Source organism: Bradyrhizobium sp. 197, assembly GCF_023073375.1.
Taxonomy (GTDB): domain Bacteria; phylum Pseudomonadota; class Alphaproteobacteria; order Rhizobiales; family Xanthobacteraceae; genus Bradyrhizobium.
The window spans coordinates 79,044-102,782 of record NZ_JADPJJ010000186.1 but is presented as its reverse complement, the minus strand read 5'-3'; the positions used below and the strand labels follow the sequence as shown (position 1 = coordinate 102,782).

At 62.8% G+C, this 23,739-nt stretch carries 23 protein-coding genes; 11 read left to right on the top strand and 12 right to left on the bottom strand.

Annotated elements, in window-relative coordinates; genetic code table 11:
- Positions 1-32: 32 nt before the first annotated feature.
- The 4 genes from IVB27_RS40680 to IVB27_RS40665 are packed head-to-tail and all read right to left on the bottom strand — an operon-like array spanning position 33 to position 3,313.
- Positions 33-728, bottom strand: a complete 696-nt coding sequence (locus IVB27_RS40680; RefSeq protein ID WP_247448145.1) for an ABC transporter ATP-binding protein — start codon at positions 726-728, stop codon at positions 33-35.
- Complete coding sequence (locus IVB27_RS40675; protein WP_247448144.1) at positions 725-1,423, bottom strand: ABC transporter ATP-binding protein; 699 nt, start codon at positions 1,421-1,423, stop codon at positions 725-727. The genes IVB27_RS40680 and IVB27_RS40675 overlap by 4 nt, the downstream gene beginning before the upstream one ends.
- A gap of 1 nt (position 1,424) precedes the next feature.
- Entirely contained in the window at positions 1,425-2,459 is a 1,035-nt protein-coding gene (locus tag IVB27_RS40670) for a branched-chain amino acid ABC transporter permease (RefSeq protein WP_247448143.1), read from the bottom strand.
- On the bottom strand, positions 2,456-3,313 hold the full coding sequence (locus IVB27_RS40665) for a branched-chain amino acid ABC transporter permease (RefSeq protein WP_247448142.1): 858 nt from the start codon (positions 3,311-3,313) through the stop codon (positions 2,456-2,458). Before IVB27_RS40665 ends, IVB27_RS40670 begins: the two co-directional genes overlap by 4 nt.
- Positions 3,314-3,702: 389 nt before the next feature.
- Between IVB27_RS40665 and IVB27_RS40660 the strand changes: the two genes are divergently transcribed.
- Positions 3,703-4,569, top strand: a complete 867-nt coding sequence (locus tag IVB27_RS40660; protein WP_247448141.1) for a MaoC/PaaZ C-terminal domain-containing protein — start codon at positions 3,703-3,705, stop codon at positions 4,567-4,569.
- A gap of 26 nt (positions 4,570-4,595) precedes the next feature.
- Here IVB27_RS40660 and IVB27_RS40655 read toward each other — a convergent pair whose 3' ends face one another.
- Positions 4,596-5,768, bottom strand: coding sequence for a phosphotransferase (locus IVB27_RS40655; RefSeq protein WP_247448140.1), 1,173 nt, complete (start codon positions 5,766-5,768; stop codon positions 4,596-4,598).
- 260 nt (positions 5,769-6,028) lie between these two features.
- Here IVB27_RS40655 and IVB27_RS40650 point away from each other — a divergent pair, with 260 nt between their 5' ends.
- The 3 genes from IVB27_RS40650 to IVB27_RS40640 all read left to right on the top strand — a co-directional run bounded on the left by IVB27_RS40650 (position 6,029) and on the right by IVB27_RS40640 (position 8,848).
- On the top strand, positions 6,029-7,225 hold the full coding sequence (locus IVB27_RS40650) for an ABC transporter substrate-binding protein (RefSeq protein ID WP_247448139.1): 1,197 nt from the start codon (positions 6,029-6,031) through the stop codon (positions 7,223-7,225).
- 76 nt (positions 7,226-7,301) lie between these two features.
- The gene (locus IVB27_RS40645) at positions 7,302-8,459 is read left to right on the top strand and encodes a thiolase family protein (RefSeq protein WP_247448138.1); all 1,158 of its coding nucleotides are present in this window, start codon (positions 7,302-7,304) and stop codon (positions 8,457-8,459) included.
- Entirely contained in the window at positions 8,459-8,848 is a 390-nt protein-coding gene (locus IVB27_RS40640) for a Zn-ribbon domain-containing OB-fold protein (RefSeq protein WP_247448137.1), read from the top strand. The genes IVB27_RS40645 and IVB27_RS40640 overlap by 1 nt, the downstream gene beginning before the upstream one ends.
- A 39-nt stretch (positions 8,849-8,887) precedes the next feature.
- Here IVB27_RS40640 and IVB27_RS40635 read toward each other — a convergent pair whose 3' ends face one another.
- Positions 8,888-10,078, bottom strand: coding sequence for a CaiB/BaiF CoA transferase family protein (locus tag IVB27_RS40635; protein WP_247448136.1), 1,191 nt, complete (start codon positions 10,076-10,078; stop codon positions 8,888-8,890).
- A gap of 26 nt (positions 10,079-10,104) precedes the next feature.
- The gene (locus tag IVB27_RS40630; RefSeq protein ID WP_247448135.1) at positions 10,105-11,403 is read right to left on the bottom strand and encodes an enoyl-CoA hydratase-related protein; all 1,299 of its coding nucleotides are present in this window, start codon (positions 11,401-11,403) and stop codon (positions 10,105-10,107) included.
- 125 nt (positions 11,404-11,528) lie between these two features.
- Between IVB27_RS40630 and IVB27_RS40625 the strand changes: the two genes are divergently transcribed.
- The 5 genes from IVB27_RS40625 (at position 11,529) to IVB27_RS40605 (ending at position 16,497) form a co-directional block, all read left to right on the top strand.
- Complete coding sequence (locus tag IVB27_RS40625) at positions 11,529-12,710, top strand: acyl-CoA dehydrogenase family protein (RefSeq protein WP_247448134.1); 1,182 nt, start codon at positions 11,529-11,531, stop codon at positions 12,708-12,710.
- 65 nt (positions 12,711-12,775) lie between these two features.
- Entirely contained in the window at positions 12,776-13,534 is a 759-nt protein-coding gene (locus IVB27_RS40620; RefSeq protein WP_247448133.1) for an SDR family oxidoreductase, read from the top strand.
- Positions 13,535-13,563: 29 nt separating this feature from the next.
- Positions 13,564-14,355: an enoyl-CoA hydratase-related protein gene (locus tag IVB27_RS40615; protein WP_247448132.1), complete on the top strand. Its 792-nt coding sequence runs from the start codon at positions 13,564-13,566 to the stop codon at positions 14,353-14,355.
- Between the two features lie 43 nt (positions 14,356-14,398).
- The gene (gene kce, locus IVB27_RS40610) at positions 14,399-15,328 is read left to right on the top strand and encodes a 3,5-dioxohexanoate:acetyl-CoA acetone transferase (RefSeq protein ID WP_247448130.1); all 930 of its coding nucleotides are present in this window, start codon (positions 14,399-14,401) and stop codon (positions 15,326-15,328) included.
- Positions 15,329-15,351: 23 nt separating this feature from the next.
- Complete coding sequence (locus IVB27_RS40605) at positions 15,352-16,497, top strand: acyl-CoA dehydrogenase family protein (protein ID WP_247448129.1); 1,146 nt, start codon at positions 15,352-15,354, stop codon at positions 16,495-16,497.
- A gap of 17 nt (positions 16,498-16,514) precedes the next feature.
- Here IVB27_RS40605 and IVB27_RS40600 read toward each other — a convergent pair whose 3' ends face one another.
- Genes IVB27_RS40600 through IVB27_RS40590 form a run of 3 tightly spaced genes read right to left on the bottom strand, consistent with a single transcriptional unit; the run spans position 16,515 to position 19,022 of the window.
- Positions 16,515-17,699: an acyl-CoA dehydrogenase family protein gene (locus IVB27_RS40600; RefSeq protein WP_247448128.1), complete on the bottom strand. Its 1,185-nt coding sequence runs from the start codon at positions 17,697-17,699 to the stop codon at positions 16,515-16,517.
- A complete protein-coding gene (locus tag IVB27_RS40595; RefSeq protein ID WP_247448126.1) occupies positions 17,692-18,573 on the bottom strand; it encodes an HpcH/HpaI aldolase/citrate lyase family protein in 882 nt (293 codons plus the stop codon). Before IVB27_RS40595 ends, IVB27_RS40600 begins: the two co-directional genes overlap by 8 nt.
- On the bottom strand, positions 18,570-19,022 hold the full coding sequence (locus IVB27_RS40590) for a MaoC family dehydratase (RefSeq protein ID WP_247448125.1): 453 nt from the start codon (positions 19,020-19,022) through the stop codon (positions 18,570-18,572). The genes IVB27_RS40595 and IVB27_RS40590 overlap by 4 nt, the downstream gene beginning before the upstream one ends.
- Before the next feature lie 127 nt (positions 19,023-19,149).
- On the opposite strand from IVB27_RS40590, the gene IVB27_RS40585 reads away from it, so the two are divergent.
- Positions 19,150-20,163 carry an NADP-dependent oxidoreductase gene (locus IVB27_RS40585; RefSeq protein WP_247448124.1) on the top strand — a complete coding sequence of 338 codons (1,014 nt, stop codon included), beginning with the start codon at positions 19,150-19,152 and terminating at the stop codon, positions 20,161-20,163.
- Positions 20,164-20,174: 11 nt separating this feature from the next.
- On the opposite strand, the gene IVB27_RS40580 is transcribed toward IVB27_RS40585, so the two are convergent.
- The gene (locus IVB27_RS40580) at positions 20,175-21,050 is read right to left on the bottom strand and encodes an SDR family oxidoreductase (protein WP_247448123.1); all 876 of its coding nucleotides are present in this window, start codon (positions 21,048-21,050) and stop codon (positions 20,175-20,177) included.
- 138 nt (positions 21,051-21,188) lie between these two features.
- On the opposite strand from IVB27_RS40580, the gene IVB27_RS40575 reads away from it, so the two are divergent.
- A complete protein-coding gene (locus tag IVB27_RS40575) occupies positions 21,189-21,992 on the top strand; it encodes an enoyl-CoA hydratase/isomerase family protein (RefSeq protein WP_247448122.1) in 804 nt (267 codons plus the stop codon).
- Here IVB27_RS40575 and IVB27_RS40570 read toward each other — a convergent pair whose 3' ends face one another.
- Positions 21,993-23,618: an AMP-binding protein gene (locus IVB27_RS40570; RefSeq protein ID WP_247448121.1), complete on the bottom strand. Its 1,626-nt coding sequence runs from the start codon at positions 23,616-23,618 to the stop codon at positions 21,993-21,995.
- Positions 23,619-23,739: the final 121 nt, after the last annotated feature.

Below are 23,739 nucleotides of genomic sequence, written 5' to 3'. Positions count from 1 at the left end.
CTCACTCCCCTCCACTTTTTTCTGATGCTCGGCTATACGGCCATCAACGCCTGGTTCTCCGGCTCACCGATGGAGCCGATGGCGCCTGCCCCGACGACTTCTCCCTTCGCCAGGATCACGAATCGATCCGTCGCGCGCTTCACGAGGCTGAGGTGCTGCTCGACCACGAGCACGCCGGTGCCGGCACCGCGAATGCGGTTGAGCGTCTCGACCAGTCCATCGATCAGCACGGGCGAAAGACCTTCCGACGGCTCATCGAGAAGAATGAGACTGGGATTAGCCATCAAGGCGCGGCCGATCGCCAGCATCTGCTGCTGACCGCCGCTCAGCATGGTGCCGAGCCGGTCGGCGCGCTCCTCCAGCACCGGGAAAAGATCGAAGATGGTCTTCAGGCTCCAGCGCCCTGCCCTGCCGGTCGCCCTGCCGAGCAGCAGGTTCTCCTTGACTGTGAGGTTCGGGAGGATGCGGCGCCCCTGCGGCGCAATGGATAGACCCAGCTTGGCGGCCATGTAGCCGGGCAAGCCATCGATGCGACGATCATGCACCCAGATGGCTCCCGAGATGATGTTGGTCTCGCGAAAGACCGACAGCAGTAACGTAGACTTGCCGGCGCCATTGCGGCCGACCAGGGCAACCGATTCCCCTTCTTCGACCGTGAGGTCGATGCCGCGCAGCACGGTCGATGCGCCATAGCCGGCAAACAGGGATTCGATCCGCAATGCGCTCATGCCGCGGTCCCCAGATACGCCGCGATGACCCCATGATCGGCCCGGATGGCTTCGGGCGCGCCTGTCGCGAGATGCCGGCCGAGATCGAGCACGGTGACCATGCCGCAACAGGCGAACACCGCGTCGACATCGTGCTCGACCACGATGGCCGAGATCCTGCGCTCGCGCACGAGATCGCGCACATGCTCGAACAGGCGCAACGTCTCCGTGGCAGACAGGCCGGCGCCCGGCTCGTCCATTAACAGAAGCCGCGGCCGCCCGATCAAGGCCAATGCCACATCGACCCGCCGCTGCACACCGTAGGCAATGCGCCCCGCCTTCTGGCCGAGATAGCCGCCGAGGTCCATGACCTCGATTACGTCATCGAGCCTGTCGTCCCCGAGATGCTGCGCAACCAGTTGGAGTTGTTCGTGGACGGTGAGGTCCTGGAAGATGCTGGTGCGCTGGAACGATCGCGCCATACCCTGACGACGGCGCCAGCTGATCGAACGTCGCGTGATATCCTCGCCGCAGTAGCGAACGCTTCCAGCGGTCGGGCGCCGGCGGCCGCAGATCGCATCGAGCAGCGTGGACTTTCCGGCACCATTGGGCCCAATGACGCCGTGAAGCAGGCCATCGCCGCGCACATCGAGATCGACGTCCGTTAGCGCCCGCACCGAGCCATAGCTCACCGACAGCTTCTCGATCGTGAGCATGTCAGGAGGCCTCCCCGCGCGAGCCAAGCAGCCGTAACGCGCTCGACAGTCCGCCGACGACACCGCGCGGAAACACGACGATGAACACGACGATGGCGATACCGGTCAGAAGCTGCGTCAGCCCGCGTGCCCCGAATTCATCCTGTGCGAAGGAGAAGATCAGCCCACCCAGGATCGGTCCGAGCGCCCCGGAAATGCCGCCCATCAGCGCTGCGACCAAAGCGTTGGTGCTGACAGAAAGGCCCAGGCTCTCGGGCGAGACGAAACCGGCGTTGAGCACATGCAGGAAGCCGGCGACCGCAGCCACGACATTGACAAGCACATAACCGATCAGTCGCGGCACGAAGGTGTTGAAACCGGAGAAGCGCATGCGCTCGTCGTTCTCCCGTACCGCGCGGAGGATCGCGCCGAGACGGGAGCGCGCGACGACCCAGAACGCCACTCCGACGAGGACGGCCACGATCCAGGCCATGGTCCAGAACCGCGCCGGATCGGTGAACGCCGTGACGTCGATGCCCAGAATCGAACCCTTCAAACGGACAACCAGCCCGTCGGCACCCCCGGTATAGTCACGCAATCCCTCGAGCAGGACAGCATGGCTGAGCATCTCACCGGCTGCGAGCGTCAGCATCATGAAGGCGAGCGGATTGGTCCGCACGATCAATGCACCCAGGACGGTCGCGTAAGCGATGATGACCAGAAACGCGGTGCACAACGCCACCGTCGGTGTCAGGTCCCACTCGCTCATGCCGATCGCAAACAGATATCCGGCGCCGCCATAGATGCTGGCGGCGCCAAGCGCCACCAGCCCTGCCTGACTCATCATGAAGGCGACGCTGAGCGCAAGCATGCCCAGCAGCAAACCTTCACTGCCGAGGCGAAGCACGAAGTCGCTGGCGAGGTATGTCGGGACAAGAGCACCGGCACCGAGCCCGATTGCGCCGGCGACAATCGCGAACGACATGCGCGAGATATGGCTGCCGAGCAGCCCGGTCGCAGTCCCGTGCAAGTCGCCGGTCATCGCGCCATTGCTCAACTCAGAACCCTCCCGCGTCCGATGCCGCCGGGCGCGACGAGCAGCACGACCATCAGCAGGATGTAGGGAACGAGCGCCGCAAGGTTGGGCAGGAAGACCGATCCCGCCACCTGAACGAAACCGAACAGCAACGCCGCAACGATCGCGCCCCCGATGCTGCCGGTACCGCCGATCACGACGATGATCAGGCAGTTCACGATCATCGCAACGTCCATCCCCGGATCGATCGACAGATAAGGCCCGGCCAACACGCCGGCGATCCCCGCGAATGCGGTGCTGAGGCTGGTGACGAGCAGGCTCAGGCGATCGGCATCGATGCCCATCATCCGCGCCACAGACGGATCCTGGCTCACCGCGCGGACATACAGTCCAGACGGCGTATACCGGAGCCAAAGCGCAAGCAGCGCGCACGAGCCAAGCCCCATCACGATCAGAAAGAGGCGATAGACGGGGTAAGAGAGGTTCAGGACGGTAATCGAGCCGGAGAGGATTTTCGGCGCATCCACGCTGCGCGCCTCGCCGCCGTACAAATAGATGATGACCTGCCCGAGGATGATGCCCAAGCCCAGGGTGACCAGCGCCACCTCGATGTGCGACCTTCTCTGGAGCGGCCGCAGCGCCAAATATTCGAATGCGATGCCGAGAAGCGCGAGCAGGATCGGAACGACAAGCAGCGCCAGCCAGAACCCGCCGACGAGGGCGATGGTGTAGCCGAGATAGGCGCCAAACATATAGATCGCACCGTGGCCGAAATTGATGACGTCGCGCAGGCCGTAGATCAGAGCGAGTCCGCTCGACAGCATGATCAGCAGCGAGGCGAGCGCCAGCGAATTCGCGATCAGCAGCGCGATCACGATAGCGCTCCCCTGTCACGTTGCATCACACGACGGCACGCAGCCATCCGGTGCACCGCCAATCCGCGCGCCTGACCTCGCAAACGGCCCTCCCGCCATTGCCCGACGTCCGCCGCCGACATTCAAATCGGGCGCAACGCCAGCCTTCAGCATTTCCCCGTCCTGCCGGACGATTTCGGATTCGATGCCCGATTAGTACACTGGCTTATCATATACTGATGTTTGTCGCAAACCTTAATCGAACTGGCCCGCTGCGGCATCGTGCGCTTCCCGGCATCCCGCCTCCATGATCGCCTTGACGAAACTCGTACGCACCGCAACGATATTTCAGGACTTCGGCCAGCGCGGCCGCTTACGCGCCCTACCGAGCAATTTCGGGAGCACCTGCCATGAATCTGGATCACGTCATCTCGCGACACTTCGCGCCGAACCATCAATCCTACGATTGGCGCGATTGCGCCCTGTATGCGCTCGGGCTCGGCATTGGCTACGATCCGCTGGACGAGGACGAGCTGGCTTACGTCTACGAGGGCCGCGATCAGCGAGCCGTGCCCAGCATGTGCGTGACGCTCGGCTGGCCGCCGCTCTGGATTGCTGAGCCGCAGACCGGGATCGCCTGGACCAAGGCACTGCACGGGGAGCAACGATTCACGCTGCATCGCCCCCTCGCCGTCAGCGGATCTGTCCGCGCCGAGCATCGGATCAGCGCCATCGACGACAAGGGGCCAGGACGAGGAGCCCTGCTCTATTTTGATACCGAGCTGCTCGACGCGGTGAGCGGCGAACGATTGGCCAGCCTGCGCGCGACGGAGTTCCTGCGTGGCGACGGTGGCTGCGGCAGCTACGGCACGTCACCTGGCGACATCACAGGGATCGGCGCCGATGCAAGGCCGAGCGCCGAGATCACGTACCGCACGCCGCAGCAGGCGGCCCTGCTGTATCGACTTGTCAGCAGGGATTACATGCCGATCCACGCCGATCCCATCATGGCCCGCGAAGCCGGGTTTAACCGACCGATCTCGCACGGCTTGAACACGATGGGTCTGGCCTGCCGCGCGGTCCTGAAGCGCTACGCGCCGGGGTATCCGGAGCGGATAGGCGCAATGGCGGTGCGGTTTGTCTCGCCCGCCTTCCCCGGCGACACCATTCGGATCGAGCTGTTCGAGGACGGCGAGACCGTTCGCTTCAGGGCGTGGGCGGTCGAGCGGCAAATGATGGTGCTCGATCGCGGCGAATGCCGGCTTGCGCCAACCTGAGGCGTCGCGCCGGCTTAAGGAGCATATCAGCTGCGAAGCGAATCCAGGTCGGCCATCGCGATCGAGATCCGCTCAATCATCGCCAGTGTCGTCTCCTCCGATTGCATGTTCGGCAATAGCGGAGAGTGACACAGGGTGATGGTCCACATCAACAGCGCGTGCACCATCTGCTGCCGATAATGCAGGAAACTCCGATCAAAGTCCGGCCTGGCACCGGTCAATGTGGCAAACCGGTCGAGATAGCGAAGTAGCAGATCCTTCTCCCACTTGCGGCGATCGTCGGGTGTGAGCGCCGCCGTGACGGCATAGGCAAAGTCTCGCGACCAATGGCCGCGCGCAAGGCATTGCCAGTCGCACAAACCCATTTCCCCAGCTCCTGTGCGGTACCAGTTGCCGATATGCACGTCGGAATGAATCAATCCCTGCGGCTCGCTGTCGTGCACGGCCAGAGCCTGCACCGCAGCCGGCCAGACTGCATCGCGTTGCGCCAGGATACTTTCAGGAATGACGTGAGACGCAGCGTCGAACGCCTTTCGCGTATAGTATTCCAGGCTCATCTTTTCCGCACCGATCGTGAACCAGCGCGGATAGCTCGCGACAAAGCGGTATTGCGTGGCGAGCTCAGCATCGCCGTGGAAACGCGCGTGCAGTGAGGCGAGAACGTCAACCATGTCCTCGGCCGTCTCGCGCGAGACGTAGGTCCGGTAGTTGCAAAATGTCGCCGATTTTGTTGCAACCATATCCTCAAGAAGAAGAATCGAGGCAAACGTCTGGCGGTCCGACGCGGCGTGATAGCCGATCGGCGCTTCGATCTCGAGCTGCGGCCGCAGCTGCATGTAGAATCGGCCTTCGACCCGTGCGGTGCCGTTGAACCCGCCGATCATGCGCGTGACGACGCTGGGCAACGACTTGGTGAACATCGACCTTGGCAGACCCGCGCGCTGGCCGGCCTTGTTGTAACTGACAAGCAGTTGATGGCGTTCGTGCGTTCCCGCGCTGGCCGGTTTGACGACGACTCCCGTCACGACGGCTTCAGGGACCTTCTGGCAGAGCACGGCCGTCAGCCACTCGGGCGTGATGGCGTCAGGCGAGCATGGAACATCCTCGAGCCGGCGCGCCTTCGGCCGAACCAGCCGCTCAAAGGCAACGCGTCCGCCGATCTTCAGTGCAGCCAGCGCCGTTGCGCCCGAAGCAGCCATGGTTCCTCCCTTCGCCGGCGGCAACCAGTCTCGAGCGTGGCGCAGCCGATAATTAGTACACTTATGTACTATCTATAGCACAATCGAACTCGGGTTCAAGACGGCGCGTTGGTTTTCATGCGCCGCAATTCTGCGACGCCGCGGGAGGGCCGGCGTTTTTCGGCGCCTGTCTATTTTCGTTTTCATACAATATGATATACAAGTGTACTTGTTGCGCAGCCGCGTGCGGCTGCACCAAAAAGAACGATATGGGAGAAAACATGAGGATCGCGATACTGGCCGGCGTTTCGGCCCTTGTCCTCGGCAGCGCTGCCTTCGGCGCTCGTGCCGGTGAAAAACAGTATGGCCCGGGTGTCACCGACACAGAAATCAAGATCGGCCAGACCATCCCCTACAGCGGGCCCGCCTCCGCTTTTTCCAGCTATGGCCGCGTCATGACCGGCTATTTTCAGATGCTGAACGAGAAGGGTGGCATCAACGGCAGGAAGGTGAACCTGATCTCGCAGGACAATGCGTTCAGCCCGCCAAAAGCGATCGAACAGACCCGCAAACTGGTCGACGACGACGGTGTTCTTGCCGAAGTAGGAACAGTCGGCACCGTCCCCAACATCGCCGTCCAAAAATACCTCAACCAGAACAAGGTGCCGCAGGTCTTCATTTCAGCCGGCGGCCGGCGCTTCAACGACCCGCACAATTTTCCCTGGACCGTCCCGTTCTATCCGGCGTTCGAGATGGAGGGCGCCACATTCGGCAAGTTCATCGTTAAGAAGATACCGAACGCAAAGATCGCGGTGCTCTATCAGAACGACGACTACGGCAAGGACTACCTCACCGGCTTCAAGGCCGGCTTGGGCCCTGACAGCACGGCGAAGATCGTGGCAGAGGCGTCCTATGAGCTGAGCTATCCGACCGTCGATTCCGAAGTCCTCAAGCTCAAGGCCGCCGGCGCCGATACGATCATCTATTTCGCAACGCCGAAGTTTGCGGCGCAGGCGATCAAGAAAGCCAATGAGTTGAACTGGAAGCCGGCTCAGTTCCTGGCGAGCCCCGTCAACTCGATCCAGGGCGTTCTCACGCCCGCCGGACTCGAAAACGTCCAGGGGGCCTACACAACCCAGTTCACCAAGCAAGCTGGCGATCCGACCTGGGCCGACGACCCGGACGTGAAGGACTACGTCGCCTTCATGAAGAAATGGGCACCGAACGACAGCCCGAACGATTTCATCGCGCTGTCCGGATACATCAATGCGCAAGCCATCGCGAAGGGCCTCGAGCGGTGCGGCGACAATCTGACACGTGAGAACCTGCTGGCCCAGGCGACGAGCTTCAACAAGGAGCGCGTCGGCATGCTGCTTCCAGGAATTGAGCTCACCAATTCGAAGGAGAACTACGCGCCCTACCGCACCCTGCGCATGGCGATCTTCGAAAAGACGTCCTGGAAGCTGCTCGAAGAGTAGCGTCGGGATCAATTCCAGGCCTGCCGGGCATCGCCCGGCGGGTCCAACCGAGCAGCAAACGCCAGCGGAGAGCGAGTTGACCATCAGGGGTAAGGCCTACATCGCCGGGATTTACGAGCACCCGACCCGGCATGCGCCGGACAAATCCACCGCCCAGCTCCATGCCGAGGTCACCAAGGGCGCGATCGAGGACGCCGGGCTGAGCAAGGACGACATCGACGGTTATTTCTTGTCCGGCGACGCGCCGGGCGGCGCCTGGCCGATGGTCGATTATCTCGCTCTCAACACCAAAAAACTTCGCCAGATCGACAGCACCGATACCGGCGGCTCCTCCTACATCATCCAGCTCGGCCATGCGGCCGAAGCCATTGCCGCGGGCAAATGCTCGGTTGCCCTGATCACGCTCGCGGGCAAGCCGCGCACCAGCCACACCCCACCGCGCGCCCCTGGCGCCGAGGCCGATTTCGAGACGGCCTATGGCGCGACCACCCACAATGCCTATGGCATGTGCGCGATGCGTCACATGCACGACTATGGCACCACCTCCGAGCAGCTCGCCTGGATCAAGGTCGCGGCCTCGCATCATGCGCAGTACAATCCGCATGCAATGCTCAAGGACGTCGTCACCGTCGAAGACGTGTTGAACTCGCCGATGATCTCCGATCCCTTGCACCGGCTCGATTGCTGCGTCGTCACCGATGGTGGAGGCGCATTGATCGTGACCTCTCCGGAAATTGCCCGAAGCCTGAAGAAGCCGCTGGTCCGGTTGATCGGTCACGGCGAAGCGATGAAAGGTCCGAACGGTGGCAAGGATCTCGATCTGACCTATTCCGCCGGCATCTGGTCGGGCCCGCGCGCGTTCGAGGAAGCCGGCGTGACGCCAAAGGACATCAAATATGCCTCGATCTACGACAGCTTCACGATCACCGTGCTGATGCAGCTCGAAGACCTCGGCTTCTGCAAGAAGGGCGAGGGCGGCAAGTTCGTCGCAGACGGCAATCTGATCTCGGGCGTCGGCAAGCTGCCGTTCAACACCGATGGCGGCGGCCTCTGCAGCAACCATCCGGTCAACCGCGGCGGCATGACCAAGATCATCGAGGCCGTCAGGCAGCTACGCGGCGAGGCGCATCCGAAGGTGCAGGTTCCGAATTGCGATCTCGCCATCGCCCACGGCACCGGCGGCCTTTTGGGCGTTCGCCACGCCGCCTCGACGGCCATTCTGGAGCGCGTGTGATGAGCGAAGCAAAAAAATACCCGGCCCCGGTGACCAATCCGGAGACCGCGGCGTTCTGGGACGCGGCCAAGCAGGGCAAGTTCATGATCAAGCGCTGCACCACCTGCGGCGAAGCGCATTACTTCCCCCGCGCGATCTGCCCGTTCTGCTATTCGGACAAGACGGTGTGGGAAGAGTCTTCCGGCGAAGCCACGATCTACACTTACAGCCTGATGCGGAAGTCGCCGACCGGCCCTTACGCGATCGGCTACGTCACGCTGAAGGAGGGGCCGTCGCTCCAGACCAACTTTGTCGATTGCGATCTGGAGAAGCTCAAGATTGGCCAGAAGGTGAAGGTGGTGTTCAAGCCGACCGATGGCGCACCACTGCCGTTCTTCACACCCGTCTGACACCAAGGAGTGCCGCAGCGGTTACCGGCGCCCGGATCGTCAACTGATGATCTCATCACGGCGCAATTCGGCAATGCTCGCGTCCGAAAGGCCCATTTCCTTCAGGACATCATCGGTATGTTGCCCGAGGGTAGGCGGCGGCAGCCCGGGAGCGCGCTCCTCTCCGACGAATGTCACGGGATGGCCGACGCAATTCAGGCGGCCAGCCGCGGGATGATCGTACTGCATGATCAGCTTGTCCGCTTTCGTATGCGGATGATCCAGGAGTTGGGCAAGCGTATTGATCGACGAACAGGGAATGCCGACCTCATTCAGCGTCTCATTCCAGTACGCAACGGTGTTGGTGGTGATCACCGATTGCACATGCTGAAGGGTCTCGGCGCGATGCTTGACCCGTTCCGCATTGGTCCGGAACTTCGGGTCATCCACGATCGCATTCAGGCCAGCGACGCCGCAGAATTTGCGCCACAGATTGTCGTTGGCGACCCCGATCATGATCGGTCCGTCCGAAGCCTCAAACGCCTGATATGGGCATAACGATTCATGGCTGGAACCACACTTGGCGGGTTGCGTCCCCCGCTCCCAGTAGGTCTGGAGATTGTAGCCCAGGATCCCAAGCGCAGTATCGAACAGCGACACCTGGATCGCAGCGCCCTTGCCCGACTTCTCGCGCGCAAACAGGCTGGCCAGTATGCCGCTGAAAGCATGCACGCCTGTCATCTGATCGATCGGGGAAATCGGGCTGCGGATATAGCCGCCGCCCTCGTCGCCGGTCATCGACATGATGCCGCCGAAGGCCTGGAGGATCACATCGTAACCAGGAGAGTTCTTGAGAGGTCCGGTCCGGCCGAACCCCGAGATGCTGCAATGGACCAGCCGGTCGTTGAGCGCACAAAGGCTCACCGCATCGATGCCCAGCCGCTCGGCAACGCCGGTGCCGAAGCTTTCGATGGCGACATCGGCGGACTTCGCGAGCTCGTGCACGAGCAACCGCCCCTTGTCCGACTTCATGTTGATCGCGATGCTTCGCTTGTTGCGATTGGCACTCAGAAACACCGTGCCGAGGCCAGGCGCGGGAAAGGGCGGCCAGCCGCGCGTCTCATCTCCCTGCCCCACCGCTTCGACCTTGATGACTTCGGCCCCGAGATCGCCGAGATATTGCGCGCAGAGCGGACCTGCGAGCACCTTCGAAAGATCGAGAACCTTGATACCCTCAAGAGGTTTTGACACGATTTCTCTCCTTGCCGAAGGCGCGACTAGTTCAGTCCGGCGGCGAACAATCCGCCGAGATAGGCGGGAAAGCCCGCCTGCGTGACCAGGACATAGTCGGCGGCCCGCCGCTCCGCCTCGTCAAGCTGTGTGCGCCAGCCTGCGGCTGCGGCTTCGGCGTCAGCCAGCCGCGCGCGCAAGAGATCCTTGCCCCAGGTTCTCGGCTCGTCGTCATGCCAATAGACGGCATCGGTGATGCGGCCGTCGAAGTCGGCCCGGCGCGGCTGCTCGACGCGAAAGCCCGCACGCGCGAAGGCATCGGAGAGTTCCTTGCCGCGCTCGGAATGAGCGCCAAGCACTTTCGAGATCTCGGCGACCGCTTCCGTGATCTGGGGATTCATGCCCTTCTTCTTCAGCCGTTCGTAGTCGAGCCTCCCAAGAAACAGCGCCCGGATCATATTGCGAGGCTCCCGCCGCTGGATCAGCTTTGCAAAGATCTGCATCTCGGTCCGGATCGCGCTATCAAAGTCCTGCGAAAGGCCTTGCTCGACGCAGTCGAGAATGGCCGATGGTGCCGGATAGTGGCCGAACGTCTCTGCCAACATTTTGCTCCGGCTCGCACCGATGATTGCCGCGACGCGCGATGTGTCAGCCGCATGCCAGTCCGGCCGGTCCCACGGCTGTATGGCCGCCGGTTGCGACAAGACCCAGCGCTCGGCGGCGGCCACCTCTTCGCCCGGTCCCACCAATTCATCCGCAAGTCCAGCCGCAATGGCCGCCTGCCCTCCGATGCGTGCGCCGTCGAGCAGCACCGGCAGCGCAGCCTCAATCCCGATCAAGCGCGGCAACCGCTGGGTTCCGCCACCGCCGGGCAGCAATCCGACCAGCGACTCCGGCAGACCGAAGGTCGCCTGAGGGTGATCGGCGATCACCCGATGATGCGCGGCAAGAGCGAATTCGCAGCCACCGCCCAGGGCAAGACCAGCAACCGCCACCGCAACGGGCTTGCCGGCAGTCTCGAGCCGGCGCAAGCCGTGGCTGAGCCGGAAGAAATGATCGAAAGCGAGACGATCGCGTTCGGCCGCAGGCGCCGCCATGATCATGTCATAGGCGGTCTCCAGCTCAGCGAGATCCGCGCCGGCGCAGAACGCCGTGGGCTTGCCGGAGCTGATCACGACGCCTATCACATCGCTTTTCTTGAGCCAGTCTGCGAACGGGCCAATTTCATCGATCGCGGCGTTCGAGAACACGTTCATCGAGCGGTCGGGCATGTCGAAGATCAGGTGCAGGACGCCGTTCGTCGACATCTCGATTCGAAATTGCTTCAGCTGCGCTCCGATCACCATCGCTCCCTCCTCCCACAACAGTTCATTGGTGTACGATCGTACTTGCCTTCGCCGGTTTTCAGGTTGTATACCCAAGCCTAATACTGTACACTAGCAAACTAAATCAGACGGGACGCTTTTTGACAATGATCGAGCGCACGATCTTTCGCGAAGAACATGAGATTTTCCGGCAGACGGTACGTCGCTTCGTCGACCGCGAGATCGTTCCCTTCCACGCCCAATGGGAAGAGGACGGCATTGTTCCGCGAGACCTCTGGCTGAAGGCCGGCGCCGCCGGCCTCTTGTGCTGCACTGTGCCCGAGGAATATGGCGGCATGGGCCTCGACTACCTCTTCGATGTGGTCGTGTTCGAGGAGCTCTGGCGCGCCGGCGCGAGCGGCCCCGGTTTTCTCATCCATACCGACCTCGTCGCGACCTATCTGCTGTCGTTCGGCAGCGAGGCGCAAAAGCGCAAATGGCTGCCCAAGATGGTGTCGGGCGAAGCCATCGGTTCGCTCGGTATGACCGAACCCCATGCCGGCAGCGATCTCAAGGCGATCCGGACCCGCGCTTCGCGTGACGGCGATGACTTCGTGATCAACGGCCAGAAGGTCTTCATTTCCAATGGCCAGCTTTGCGACTTCATCGTGCTGGCGACCAAGACTGACAGCCAGGCCGGCGCCAAGGGTGTAACCCTGTTCATCGTCGAGAGCAGCCGGGATGGCTTCAAGCGCGGCCGGAATCTGGAGAAGCTCGGCATGAGGGCGCAAGATACGTCCGAGCTATTCTTCGACAATGTCCGCATTCCCGCCAGCAACATGCTGGGCGCGGAAGGCAGGGGCTTTGCGCAGATGATGACCAAACTGTCGCAGGAGCGCTTGGCACAGGCCATTCGCTCGGCAACCGTTACCGAGACCGTGATCGACTGGACGCTGCAATATACCTCTGAACGGAGCGCGTTCGGCCAGAAACTCGCCGACTTCCAGAACACCCAGTTCAAGCTCGCCGAGCTCAAGACCAAGGCGACCGTCGCCCGCGTCTTCACCGACAAGTGCATTGCCCTGTTCATGGAGGGCAAGCTCGACCCCGTCGACGCGGCAATGGCCAAGATGTTTACATCCGAGCTGCACTGCGAGGCGGTCGACGAATGCCTCCAGCTGTTCGGCGGATGGGGCTATATGTGGGAATATCCGATCGCCAGGGCCTATGCCGACGCACGGGTGGTGAAAATCGCCGGCGGATCGATCGAGATCATGAAGACGATCATTGCGCGGCAGATGTATTCTCAGCGCGGGTATGACATTCAGAAGAACGGGTTGGCCTCATAAGCCGCCCTCTCCTTCGAGGCATCGAAGGTCGCCGGCAAAAATACAAACGACAAGGGAGATCAGCGTTGAAGGGCCTATCTGGAAAAGTTGCCGTCGTGACCGGTGGCGGACAGGGCATCGGACGGGGATTGACGCTGCGGCTCGCCGAAGAAGGCTGCAAGATCGCGATCTTCGACATCAATCCGCAAGGCGGCGAAGAAACCGCAAAGCTCGCGCCGCAGGCGGTCATCAAGACCTACGCGGTCGACGTGGGAGATGCCGCTTCCGTCGAGGCGGCGGTTGGCAAGGTCGAAGCCGAGCTCGGTCCGATCTGGCTCCTGGTCAACAATGCCGGCTGGGACCGTCCGATGCCGTTCCTGAAGACCGACAAGGAGCTTTGGGACAAGATCATCCGGATCAATCTCTATGGACCGCTCAACACCCACAAGGCGATTGCGCCCTTGATGGCCGAGCGGGGCGGCGGCCGCATCGTCAATATCGCCTCCGACGCCGCGCGCGTCGGCACCAGCGACGAGGCCGTCTATTCCGCCTGCAAGGGCGGGTTGATCTCCTTCACCAAGTCGCTGGCGCGCGAGCTGGCGCGCAAGAACGTCCTTCTCAACGCTGTCTGCCCCGGCCCGACCAACACGCCGATGATGGCGTCGGTCCTTGGCGAAGGCGAGCACGCCGTAAAATGGAAGGACGCCATGGTCCGGGGCATTCCGCTGAAGCGGATGGGCGAGCCGGACGACTACGGCGGGATCGTCGCGATGCTTGCTTCCGACGACGGCAAATTCATCACCGGGCAAACCATCTCCGTCTCCGGCGGAATGAACATGATCTAAATCGCGCCAAGAAACGCCAAGGAAACGCCATGACCGACCCCAAGCAATTCACCGACGTCATCTATGAAGTGCGCGACCGCGCCGCGTGGATCATCATCAACCGGCCCAAGGTCTACAACGCCTTCCGCGGCCAGACGCTCGAGGAGCTCATCCAGGCCTTCCACCTTGCCGCCAACGACCGGCAGGTCGCGAGCATCGTCTTAACCGGTGCTGGCGAGAAGGCGTTCTGCACCGGCGGCGATCAATCCGCGCATGAGGGCCAATATGACGGCCGCGGCGTGGTTGGATTGCCGATCGACGAAATCCAGGGATTGATCCGCGACGTGCCGAAACCGGTGATCGCTCGGGTCAACGGCTTTGCGATCGGCGGCGGCAACGTGCTCGCAACGCTTTGCGATCTTACCATTGCTGCGGATCATGCCCAGTTCGGTCAAGTCGGCCCCAAAGTCGGTTCGGTCGATGCCGGCTGGGGAACGGCGTTCCTGGCCCGTCACGTCGGCGACAAGAAGGCGCGCGAGATCTGGTTCCTCAACGAGCGTTATACGGCCGAGCAGGCGCGCGATATGGGCCTCGTCAACAAGGTCGTGCCCATGGCGCAGCTTGACGCGGCCGTGAAGGACTGGACCGACAAGCTCGCGCAGCGATCGCCAACCGCGATCGCGCTCGCCAAGCGCTCCTTTAACGCCGATTCCGACAACATCCGCGGTATCAGCAATTTCGCGCTGCACGCCGTCAAGATGTTCTACGACACGGCGGAATCGAAGGAAGGCGTCGCGGCCTTCAACGAGAAGCGCGACCCGGACTTCCACAAATTCACATGATGGCCCATGCGCCGATAGCGATCGCAAGCTGAGAGATCACGCCATGGCGCCCCACAAGGTCATCATCTCCTGCGCGGTCACGGGATCAATCCACACGCCCTCGATGTCACCGCATTTGCCGGTGACGGCGGCCGAGATCGCCGAGTCCGCACTCGGCGCCGCGGCCGCAGGGGCTGCGATCGTGCATCTGCACGCTCGCAATCCCGCCGACGGCGGGCCAGATCAATCGCCTGAGGCCTTCGAGCCGTTCCTGCGCGTGATCAAGCAGGGCTCCAATGTCGTCGTGAACCTGACGACCGGCGGCTCGCCTTACATGACGGTGGAGGAGCGCGTGCGCCCGGCGGCGACCTGGAAGCCGGAGGTCGCAAGCCTCAACATGGGCTCGATGAATTTCGGCCTGTTCCCGATGCTCAAGCGCTACAAATCGTTCAAGCATGACTGGGAGCCGCAAATGCTGGAAGGCTCCCACGATCTCGTCTTCCGCAACTCGTTCAAGGATATCCGTTACGCGCTGGAAACTCTGAACAGCTCCGGCGCCCGCTACGAGTTCGAATGCTACGACACCAGCCATCTCTACAATCTGCACTACTTCTGGACCGAGGGGTTGGTGAAGGCGCCGCTGTTCATCCAGACCTGCTTTGGATTGCTCGGCGGCATCGGCTCCCATCCGGACGATGTCATGCACATGAAGCGGACCGCCGATCGCCTGTTCGGCGATAATTATCGCTGGTCAGTGCTCGGCGCCGGCCGCGCCCAGATGCAGGTCGCGGCAATGGCGGCAGCGATGGGCGGCAATGTCCGTGTCGGCCTGGAAGACAGTTTGTGGATCGGCTCCGGCCGTCTCGCCGAAACCAATGCGGCGCAAGTGACGCAGGTCCGCAAGATCATCGAAGGCCTCGGGCTCGAGATCGCGAGCCCGGACGAAGCACGCGAAATCCTCCAGCTCAAGGGCGGCGACAAGGTCGCCTTCTAGGCTCAACCGACGGCTCCACAGACATGTTGCCACATCGCCCGGTCTACGACGAAGAACACGCACTCCTGCGCGAAAGCGTCCGCCGCTTCGCCGCGGCGAAGATCGCGCCGCACTTCCAGGAATGGGAAAAGGCCGGGATCGTCGATCGCGCGTTGTGGCCGGTAGCCGGCCAGGCCGGCCTGCTCTGCCCCCAGGTTCCCGAGCAATATGGCGGTATCGGTGGCGACTTCCGCCACAACGCCGTCGTCATCGAAGAGCTCGCCTATTCTGGCTTCGCCGGGCCAGCGACCGACTTCTCGGTCCACAACGACGTCTGCTGCGGCTATCTCCTGAGCTACGGTACCGAGGAGCAGAAGGCAAAGTGGCTGCCGCGCATGGTCTCGGGCGAGATCGTCTGCGCGATCGCGATGACGGAGCCCGGCACCGGCAGCGATCTGCAAGGCATTCGCACGCGCGCGGTTCGGGACGGCGAGGACTATGTCATCTCCGGCCAGAAGACCTTCATCTCGAACGGCCAGATGTGCGACCTCGTCATCGCAGTCGTGAGAACCAATCCGGACGGCGGATCACGCGGCATGAGCCTGGTCCTCGTCGAAACCGCCCGCCCTGGATTTCGGCACGGCCGCAACCTCGACAAGCTCGGTCATCTCTCCTCCGACACCTCGGAGCTGTTCTTCGACCAGGTCCGCGTTCCCGTGAACAATCTGCTGGGGTCCGAAGGTGGCGCGATGGGCGCGCTGATGAGCGAGTTGCCGCAGGAGCGGTTGACGATCGCGCTTCATTCGATCGCGTCGGCACAAAAGGCGTTCGACATCACCAAGGCCTACGTGCTTGAGCGCAAGGCGTTTGGACAGGCGATCGGAACCTATCAGAACACGCGCTTCAAGTTGGCTGATCTCAAGTCGGACCTCCAGGTCGGCTGGGCCTATGTCGATCAGTGCCTGAGCCAACACGTCCGTGGTGAGCTCAGCACCTATGCCGCATCGACGGCAAAGCTCTGGGTTACCGAGATGCACGGCCGCCTGGTCGACCAGTGCCTGCAATTCTTCGGCGGCTACGGCTTCATGCGCGAGTACGAGATCTGCCGGTTGTTTGCGGATGCGCGCGTGCTGCGTATCTATGGCGGCACCTCGGAGATCATGCGCGAGTTGATCTCGCGCAATCTCTGACGCGCCCCGCTTGACGCTCAGTAGCTCTTCGGCAGGTCGAGCACCTTCTCAGCTATGAAGCAGAGGATGAGCTGCTCCGTGATCGGCGCGAGCCGGGTGATCGAGACTTCGCGGAACAGCCGTTCGACGTGATACTCCTTGGCATAGCCGAAGCCGCCGTGGGTCATGATGGCCTGCCAGGCCGCATCGTGGCCGGCGCGTGCACCGAGCAATTTGGCGCTGTTGGCTTCGGCACCGCACGGCTTGTCCGAATCGTACAGCCAGGCGGCACGCATCGCCATCAGCCAGGCCGACTCCAGATACATCCAGTTCTCGGCGAGAGGATGCTGGATCGACTGATTTTGACCGATCGGACGGTCGAACACCACGCGCTCCTTGGCATAGCGCGTCGCCCTGCGCAGGGCGTCCTGACCGATGCCGATGGCTTCGGCCGCGATCAGGATACGTTCGGGATTGAGGCTGTGCAGGATGTAGGAAAAGCCCTTGCCTTCCTCGCCGATCCGGTCGGCCTCGGGAATGAATAGACCGTCGATGAAGATGGCGTTGGAATCGACCGCCTTGCGTCCCATCTTCGGGATTCGGCGCACCTCGATCTTCGAGCGATCGAGGTCAGTGTAGAAAATGGTGATGCCGTCGGTCGGCCGCTTGCAATCCTCGAATTTAGTGGTGCGGGTCAGCAGCATGATCTTGTTGGCGATCTGCGCCGTTGACGTCCAGACCTTCTGGCCGTGCACGAGATAGCCGCCCGGCACCTTCTCGGCGAAGGTCTTGATGCGCGTGGTGCTCAGCCCGGCGTCCGGCTCGGTGAAACCGAAGCAGCACTGGTCGTCGCCTGCGACGAGCCGCGGCACCCAGCGCCGCTTCTGGTCGTCCGTTCCCTTCACCACGATCGGGTGCGGTCCGAATAGGTTGATATGCACGGCGGATGCCGACGTCATGCCGCCGCCATGGCTCGCCACCTCGTGCATCATGATCGCGGCCTCGGTGACGCCCAGACCAGAGCCATCATATTCCTCCGGCATCGTGATGCCAAGCCAGCCGGCATCCGCCATGGCGCGATGGAACGCGCGCGGAAACTCGCCGTCCTCGTCGCGGGCAAGCCAATACTCGTCGTCGAAGCGCGAGACGACGGCACGAACACCCTCGCGGATCGCAGCATGATCGTCCGGCACGTCGAGCTGGTTGGCGAACGACCTATCCATTGAAGTGACCCTCCCCAACCGACGCCAGCGTTCGCCGAGCCGCAGTCAGATGCGGCATATCGTACATCTTGCCATCGACGCCGATCGTGCCAACATCCGGATTTGCGGCGAACGCGGCGACGACGCGGCGCGCATGTTCGATATCAGCGTCCGACGGCGTGAAGCATGCATTGATGGTTGCGACCTGATCGGGGTGGATCGCGATTCGGCCGACAAATCCGTCCCGCCGCGCGATCTTGCAGCTTTCAGCCAGCCCCTGCTGATCCCTGAAGTCGACGTACAGGGTTTCGAGCGCCGCAGCATCGGCAGCGCCGGCGGCAAACAGGCACTGCGCACGCGCCACCTGATAGGGAAAGGTCCAGCTTCCGTCGGCTTCTCGCGGCGTCAGCGCCCCTAGCTCCGCGCTCAAATCCTCGCCGCCCCAAGTCATCGCCACGAGGCGCTTGTTCTTGCGGGCATAGCCATTGAAGCCGATCATCGCGGCCGGCGTCTCGGTTGCCACGACCAGCAGCTTCACGTGACCTGGCGCGATGCCGGCCGCGACCTCCAGCACATCGACATAATGCGAGACGAGATCGACATCCTCGATGCCATTGACCTTGGGAATCAGGATGCCGTCGAGGCCCGGACGAACCACGGCGGCCAGATCTTCCAGCGTCAATCCCGTGCCGAACGGGTTGATGCGGACCAGGAACGACCAATTCCTCTTCCCTCCGCCCAGCAATTCCTTGACGGCATCACGGGCAAAGGCCTTTCGGCCGGGCGCAACGGAGTCCTCGAGATCAAGGATCAGCGCGTCGGATCCGATCCCATTGGCCTTTGCGAATTTGCGTTCGCTGTCGGCCGGCACAAAGAGCAGCGAACGCAGTTTCATGCCGGCCTCCGCATCATCAGCCCGTTCCTGCGGCAATAGACCACCTCTTCGTCGCGTTGGCTGAAGCCGTGGTGCTCAAAGGTCACGATACCCTGGGTCGGGCGCGATTTGCTCTCGCGCACGGCGACGATCTTGGTCTCGGCACGCAGCGTGTCGCCGGCAAACACCGGACGCGGAAACCGGGTGTCCTCCATGCCGAGGTTACCGACGGTGGTTCCCAACGTCGTATCCTGCACTGACAGGCCGATGATGAGGCCGAGCGTGAAGATCGAATTCATCAGCGGCTTTCCGAACTCGGTACTCGCAGCATAGTGATGGTCGATATGAACCGCCGCCGGATTGTAGGTCAGCGACGAGAACAGGATGTTGTCCATGTCGGTCACAGTGCGTCGGATCTCATGGACAAAGGTTTGCCCAACCGAAAATTGCTCGAAGTAGAGCCCCGCCATTTTGCTTGCCTCTTTATGTCTTGCCGGGATCCCGAGGCTTTCAGCCGGCCGGGACGTCCTTGTCTCCCGCCCGATTTCTACCGTATAGTCATATCGTACACAAGCGTACTAACTATGAGGATCGCTCATGACCCTTCGTGAAAATCGGCAGGTGCGGCTCGTGACCCGGCCGCGCGGGATACCGCAAGGCGAGCACTTTTCGCTGGTCACCGAACCGGCCGCCACACCCGGCAAGGGCGAGATGCTGATTGCAAATCGCTACCTCTCCGTTGATCCGGCACAACGCGGATGGGCCAATGATGAGGGGAACTATAGCGCACCCGTGCCGCTCGACACGCCGATGCGTGCGCTCGCGGTCGGCGAAATCCTCGAGAGCAACTTGCCGGAATATAGCCCCGGTGAGCACGTCTACGGATGGTTTGGTTGGCAGCGCTATTGCGTCACGACGCCGGAATCGGTGCTGCGCCGCGTCGTTCCGTCCAGCCTGCCGCTCAGCGCCAATCTGAGCGTACTCGGCATGAACGGCATCACCGCCTATCTCGCCTTTCATGGTCTGGGCGATCCCAAGCCGGGCGAGCATGTGCTGGTATCGACGGCAGCCGGCAGCGTCGGAAGCTTTGTCGGCCAGCTCGCGCATATCGCAGGCTGCCGTGCGGTCGGGCTGACCAGCTCGGACGACAAGGCTGCGCACGCAAAAGCGCGCTACGGCTATCAGGACATGATCAACTACCGCGAGGCGACTGATCTCGGCGAGGCGATCCGCGCGGCGTGTCCTGACGGCAACGACATCTTCTTCGACAACACCGGCGGAACGATCGCCGACGCCGCGATCCGTACCATGCGGCTGCGCGCGCGCGTGATCCAGTGCGGCACCGCCGCCAATGCGTCCTGGACCCCCGTTCCCACCGGTCCGCGTCCCGAGCGCGAAATTCTCACCCGCCGCCTGCGCTGGTCCGGCTTTATCATCTTCGATCATCTCGCCGAGTTCGAAGCGACCGCGGCCCGCCTCGCCGAACTGGCGCTGGCGGGCAAGATCGTCCACGACGAAGAGATCCTGCCGGGTCTCGAACACGCGCCCGGCGCCATCGCGCAACTTTATCGTGGAGAGAACCATGGCAAGCTGATCATCGCGGTCGACTAAGCAGGAGCCGGCTAAGCGCTGGCCTTATGCTTCATCACCTCGGGCAGCTTCGCGCGATGGAATCCTTCGAACGGCGCGCTGCGGCTGTGCGGCTCGAGCTTCCATGTTGTGCGCGCATTAGGCGTACCGCCGTCGACGCGAAGACAGGACCCGGTGATATAGGCCGCCGCCGGCGACAGCAGGTAGGTGATGGCGGCCGATATCTCCGCTTCCGTTCCAAAGCGTTGCAGCGGCACGCGCTCGGTGAAATCATGCAGCTTCTTCTGCATCTCCGGCGTGTAGGTATCGAAGCCGCTCGACACGATGCCGCCGGGCGCGACTGCGTTGACGCGGACACCCGAGCCCGACCATTCGCAGGCGGCCGTCTCGGTCAGGGTCAGCATGCCGCCGCGGGCGGCGGCCGAGTGGCCGAACTCGGGCCAGCCGTGCCAGATGTCGGCGATGATGTTGACGATCGCCCCGCCATTGGCCTCCATCCAGCGGTTATAGACCTCGCGCATGAAGATGAAGCCGCCGGTCAGATTGTTGCGCACGACGGCCTCGAATCCCTTGGTCGAGATCGCCTTCAAGGGCGCACGAAACTGCCCGCCCGCATTGTTGATCAGGCCATCGATGCGACCATAGCGCGCCAGCACGGCGTCGACGGCGCCGACCACCATGGTCTCATCGCGGATGTCGCAGGCATGGCTCATCGCCTGCCCGCCATCCTCCTCGATCTCGCGCTGCACCTCGACGAGCTTCTCCACGGTACGACCGAGGATCGCCACGTTGGCGCCGAGGGCGGCGAGTTCATGGGCGGTGCAGCGCCCGATCCCGCTGCCGCCGCCGGTGATGATGATCGTCTGCCCCTTGAATAGATCCGGCCTGAACACGGATTGATATGGCATGCTTCGGCTCCCTGAAGATTATTGGCGAAAGCCGTTGCGGCCCACGATCGGTCGGAGGCTTCGACGAGCATTGCGCTCGATGATCGTACACTATATTACTATATGCCATCAAGGACAATGAACGATGGGAGCGCGAACGTGACGCAACCGAACACCATCACGATCGAGAGCCGCGGCGCGATCGACATCCTGACATTGAACCGCCCGGCCCAGCTCAACGCCGTCTCCCCGGACATGATCGCGGAATTGACCGCCTACTTCGCTGACCTGCACGATCGGCCGACCACGCGCGTTGTGGTCCTGCGCGGCAACGGGCCTCAATTTTCCGCCGGCGCCGAACTCGGATCGGATGCGTTTGCTGCACCCGGCAAGGGGCGGCCGCAGCGGCAACTCAAGATGCAGCAAAGCTACTCCGGCGTGATCCGGCTGATGCGGTCGTGTCCACAGCCGATCGTCGGGCTCGTGCACGGCGCCGCATGCGGCGCGGGCTTTTCCTTCCTGCTCGCCTGCGACGTCCGCTTCGCAGCACCGGACGCGCGGATGAATGCCGCCTATATCAGCATCGGCGTCGGCGGCTGCGACATGGGCTCGGGCTATCTCCTGCCCCGTCTCGTTGGACTGTCCGTGGCCTCGGAGTTTCTGCTCACGGGGCGCTTCATCAAGGCCGAACGCGCGAAAGCAATCGGACTGGTCAGCGACATCACACCGGCTGATGAACTTCTGGCAAAGGGAATTGCGTTCGCCGAAGACATGCTACGCGTGTCACCCATGGGGCTACGCATGACAAAGCAGGCGCTCAACACGTTGATCGACGCGCCGAGCCTCGATGCGGCACTGATGATCGAAGACCGGCAGCAGGTCATTCTGCTGGAGACCCATGATCACGCGGAGGCCGTCGCCGCGTTTCGCGAGCGACGGGATCCGACCTATTCCGACCAATGACTATTTGGCGTCGGCAAACGTAGCGGCGAACTCGCGCAATTTGAACTTCTGGATCTTGCCGCTCGCCGTGCGCGGCAGCTCGGCCACGATTTCGACCCGCTCGGGCCAGAACTGCTTGGCCATCCTGGCCTCACTGAGATAGCTCTGCACCGCCGCCAGGTCGATCGTGCTTCCCGCGCGCGGAACGATGAAAGCACAGCCGCGCTCGCCGAGCCGGGCATCCGGAAAGCCGACGACAGCGACCGCGGACACGGCCGGATGCTTGTAGAGCAGGTTCTCGATCTCGACGACCGGCACGTTCTCCCCGCCCCGTACCAGAATGTCCTTCACGCGGCCCGAGATGCGGATGTAGCCGTCCTTGTCCATATAGGCGAGATCCCCGGAATCGAACCAGCCGTCACCGTCGAACGTCGGCAGCTCGGGCCGCTTGTAGTACCCCTTGAACATCTGGGCGCCGCGAACCAGGAGCCGTCCCGACTCCCCTGTCGGCACCAGTTGTCCCTTGGTATCGACGATCCTGACTTCCATCCCGTCCTGTGCCCGGCCATCCGTTTGGGCCGATTTCTCCGCAGCGCAGGCGGGCTCGGTGAGCGTGCCGGACAGAACCTCGGTCATGCCCCACAACGAGCAGACTGTGAGGCCGAGTTCGTCGGCCGCGCGCCCGATCAGGACGGACGGGATCGGTGCGCCGCCGCACAGGAAGGAACGCAGGCTGCTCGGATCGGGGGCTCCGGCCTTGACGGCATCGCAGATGTCGCTGAGGAACGGCGTCGAAGCTGCGGTATAGGTAACGCCTTCGCGGGCCATCAGGTTGACGCCGCGCCTGGCTTCCCAGATGTCCTGAAGGATCATCGTGCCGCCGAGATAGACCGAGAGCAGCACGATCGCGGCGTAGCCCGTCATGTGACCGACCGGAGAGGCGACCAGCAGCACGTCGCCCGCATCGAGTCCGAACCGCCCCGACAGTGCCTTGCAGCAGGCAATCAGCGAATTCGAGCTGTGCATGACGCCCTTGGGTTCACCCGTCGTGCCCGAGGTGAACATCAGCACGGCCATGTCGTCCGGACGCAGGCCCGCTGGAAGCCTGCCGGGCTCGGACGACAGCAGCATCCGCTCAAAGCCGGTCTCGTCCTCGCCGTCGGCGACGATGACGTGCTTGAGATGGGGCAGATCGGGGCGCATGCCTTGCGCCATCGCAGCATAGTCGAACCCCCGATAGCTCTTCGGCACGATAAAGACCTTCGCCTCGCAGAAATTCAGGATGTAGAGCAGCTCGCGCTCCCGCAGGATTGGCATCACCGGGTTCATCACTGCGCCGACCTTGCCGCAGGCGAATGCCGTGACCACGAATTCCCACCAATTGGGCAGTTGCACGGTTACGACATCGCCGCGGCCAACTCCGAGCCGCAGCAGCGAGCTCGCGGCGCGATCCGCGAGCCTTGCCAGCTCCGCGTAGGTGAACCTCGGCGCCTGTTCGCGATCCGCCCGGTCGGCGACGATCGCGACCTTGTCGGGCGCTCTCGCGGCGGCCTCGGTCAGCAACTGATCGACACTTTTGTCGAGCCAATAGCCGGCTTCGCGAAAGCTGGCGTGAGGCGCGTTTCGTAAGGCGGCGGCCACGGTCATGTCTCCCTCCTGCGGTGTCGTCATCTCCGACTTCGCGCCGGATTAATTTCGTTTATCGGTGTACCTTATTGGCGCGTACGATCTGCTGCCCATGGTCAGATTGTCGCTCTGGCGCCACCGC

Bases quoted from the DNA above. Each gene is read 5' to 3' on its own strand.
- IVB27_RS40605 (WP_247448129.1), top strand. From the start codon at position 15,352: ATGTTGCCACATCGCCCGGTCTACGACGAAGAACACGCACTCCTGCGC.
- IVB27_RS40630 (WP_247448135.1), bottom strand. From the start codon at position 11,403: ATGGTGATCGGAGCGCAGCTGAAGCAATTTCGAATCGAGATGTCGACG.
- IVB27_RS40650 (WP_247448139.1), top strand. From the start codon at position 6,029: ATGAGGATCGCGATACTGGCCGGCGTTTCGGCCCTTGTCCTCGGCAGC.
- IVB27_RS40675 (WP_247448144.1), bottom strand. From the start codon at position 1,423: ATGCTCACGATCGAGAAGCTGTCGGTGAGCTATGGCTCGGTGCGGGCG.
- IVB27_RS40595 (WP_247448126.1), bottom strand. From the start codon at position 18,573: ATGAAACTGCGTTCGCTGCTCTTTGTGCCGGCCGACAGCGAACGCAAA.
- IVB27_RS40590 (WP_247448125.1), bottom strand. From the start codon at position 19,022: ATGGCGGGGCTCTACTTCGAGCAATTTTCGGTTGGGCAAACCTTTGTC.
- IVB27_RS40600 (WP_247448128.1), bottom strand. From the start codon at position 17,699: ATGGATAGGTCGTTCGCCAACCAGCTCGACGTGCCGGACGATCATGCT.
- IVB27_RS40655 (WP_247448140.1), bottom strand. From the start codon at position 5,768: ATGGCTGCTTCGGGCGCAACGGCGCTGGCTGCACTGAAGATCGGCGGA.
- kce (WP_247448130.1), top strand. From the start codon at position 14,399: ATGGCGCCCCACAAGGTCATCATCTCCTGCGCGGTCACGGGATCAATC.
- IVB27_RS40680 (WP_247448145.1), bottom strand. From the start codon at position 728: ATGAGCGCATTGCGGATCGAATCCCTGTTTGCCGGCTATGGCGCATCG.
- IVB27_RS40585 (WP_247448124.1), top strand. From the start codon at position 19,150: ATGACCCTTCGTGAAAATCGGCAGGTGCGGCTCGTGACCCGGCCGCGC.
- IVB27_RS40570 (WP_247448121.1), bottom strand. From the start codon at position 23,618: ATGACCGTGGCCGCCGCCTTACGAAACGCGCCTCACGCCAGCTTTCGC.
- IVB27_RS40640 (WP_247448137.1), top strand. From the start codon at position 8,459: ATGAGCGAAGCAAAAAAATACCCGGCCCCGGTGACCAATCCGGAGACC.
- IVB27_RS40580 (WP_247448123.1), bottom strand. From the start codon at position 21,050: ATGCCATATCAATCCGTGTTCAGGCCGGATCTATTCAAGGGGCAGACG.
- IVB27_RS40625 (WP_247448134.1), top strand. From the start codon at position 11,529: ATGATCGAGCGCACGATCTTTCGCGAAGAACATGAGATTTTCCGGCAG.
- IVB27_RS40615 (WP_247448132.1), top strand. From the start codon at position 13,564: ATGACCGACCCCAAGCAATTCACCGACGTCATCTATGAAGTGCGCGAC.
- IVB27_RS40660 (WP_247448141.1), top strand. From the start codon at position 3,703: ATGAATCTGGATCACGTCATCTCGCGACACTTCGCGCCGAACCATCAA.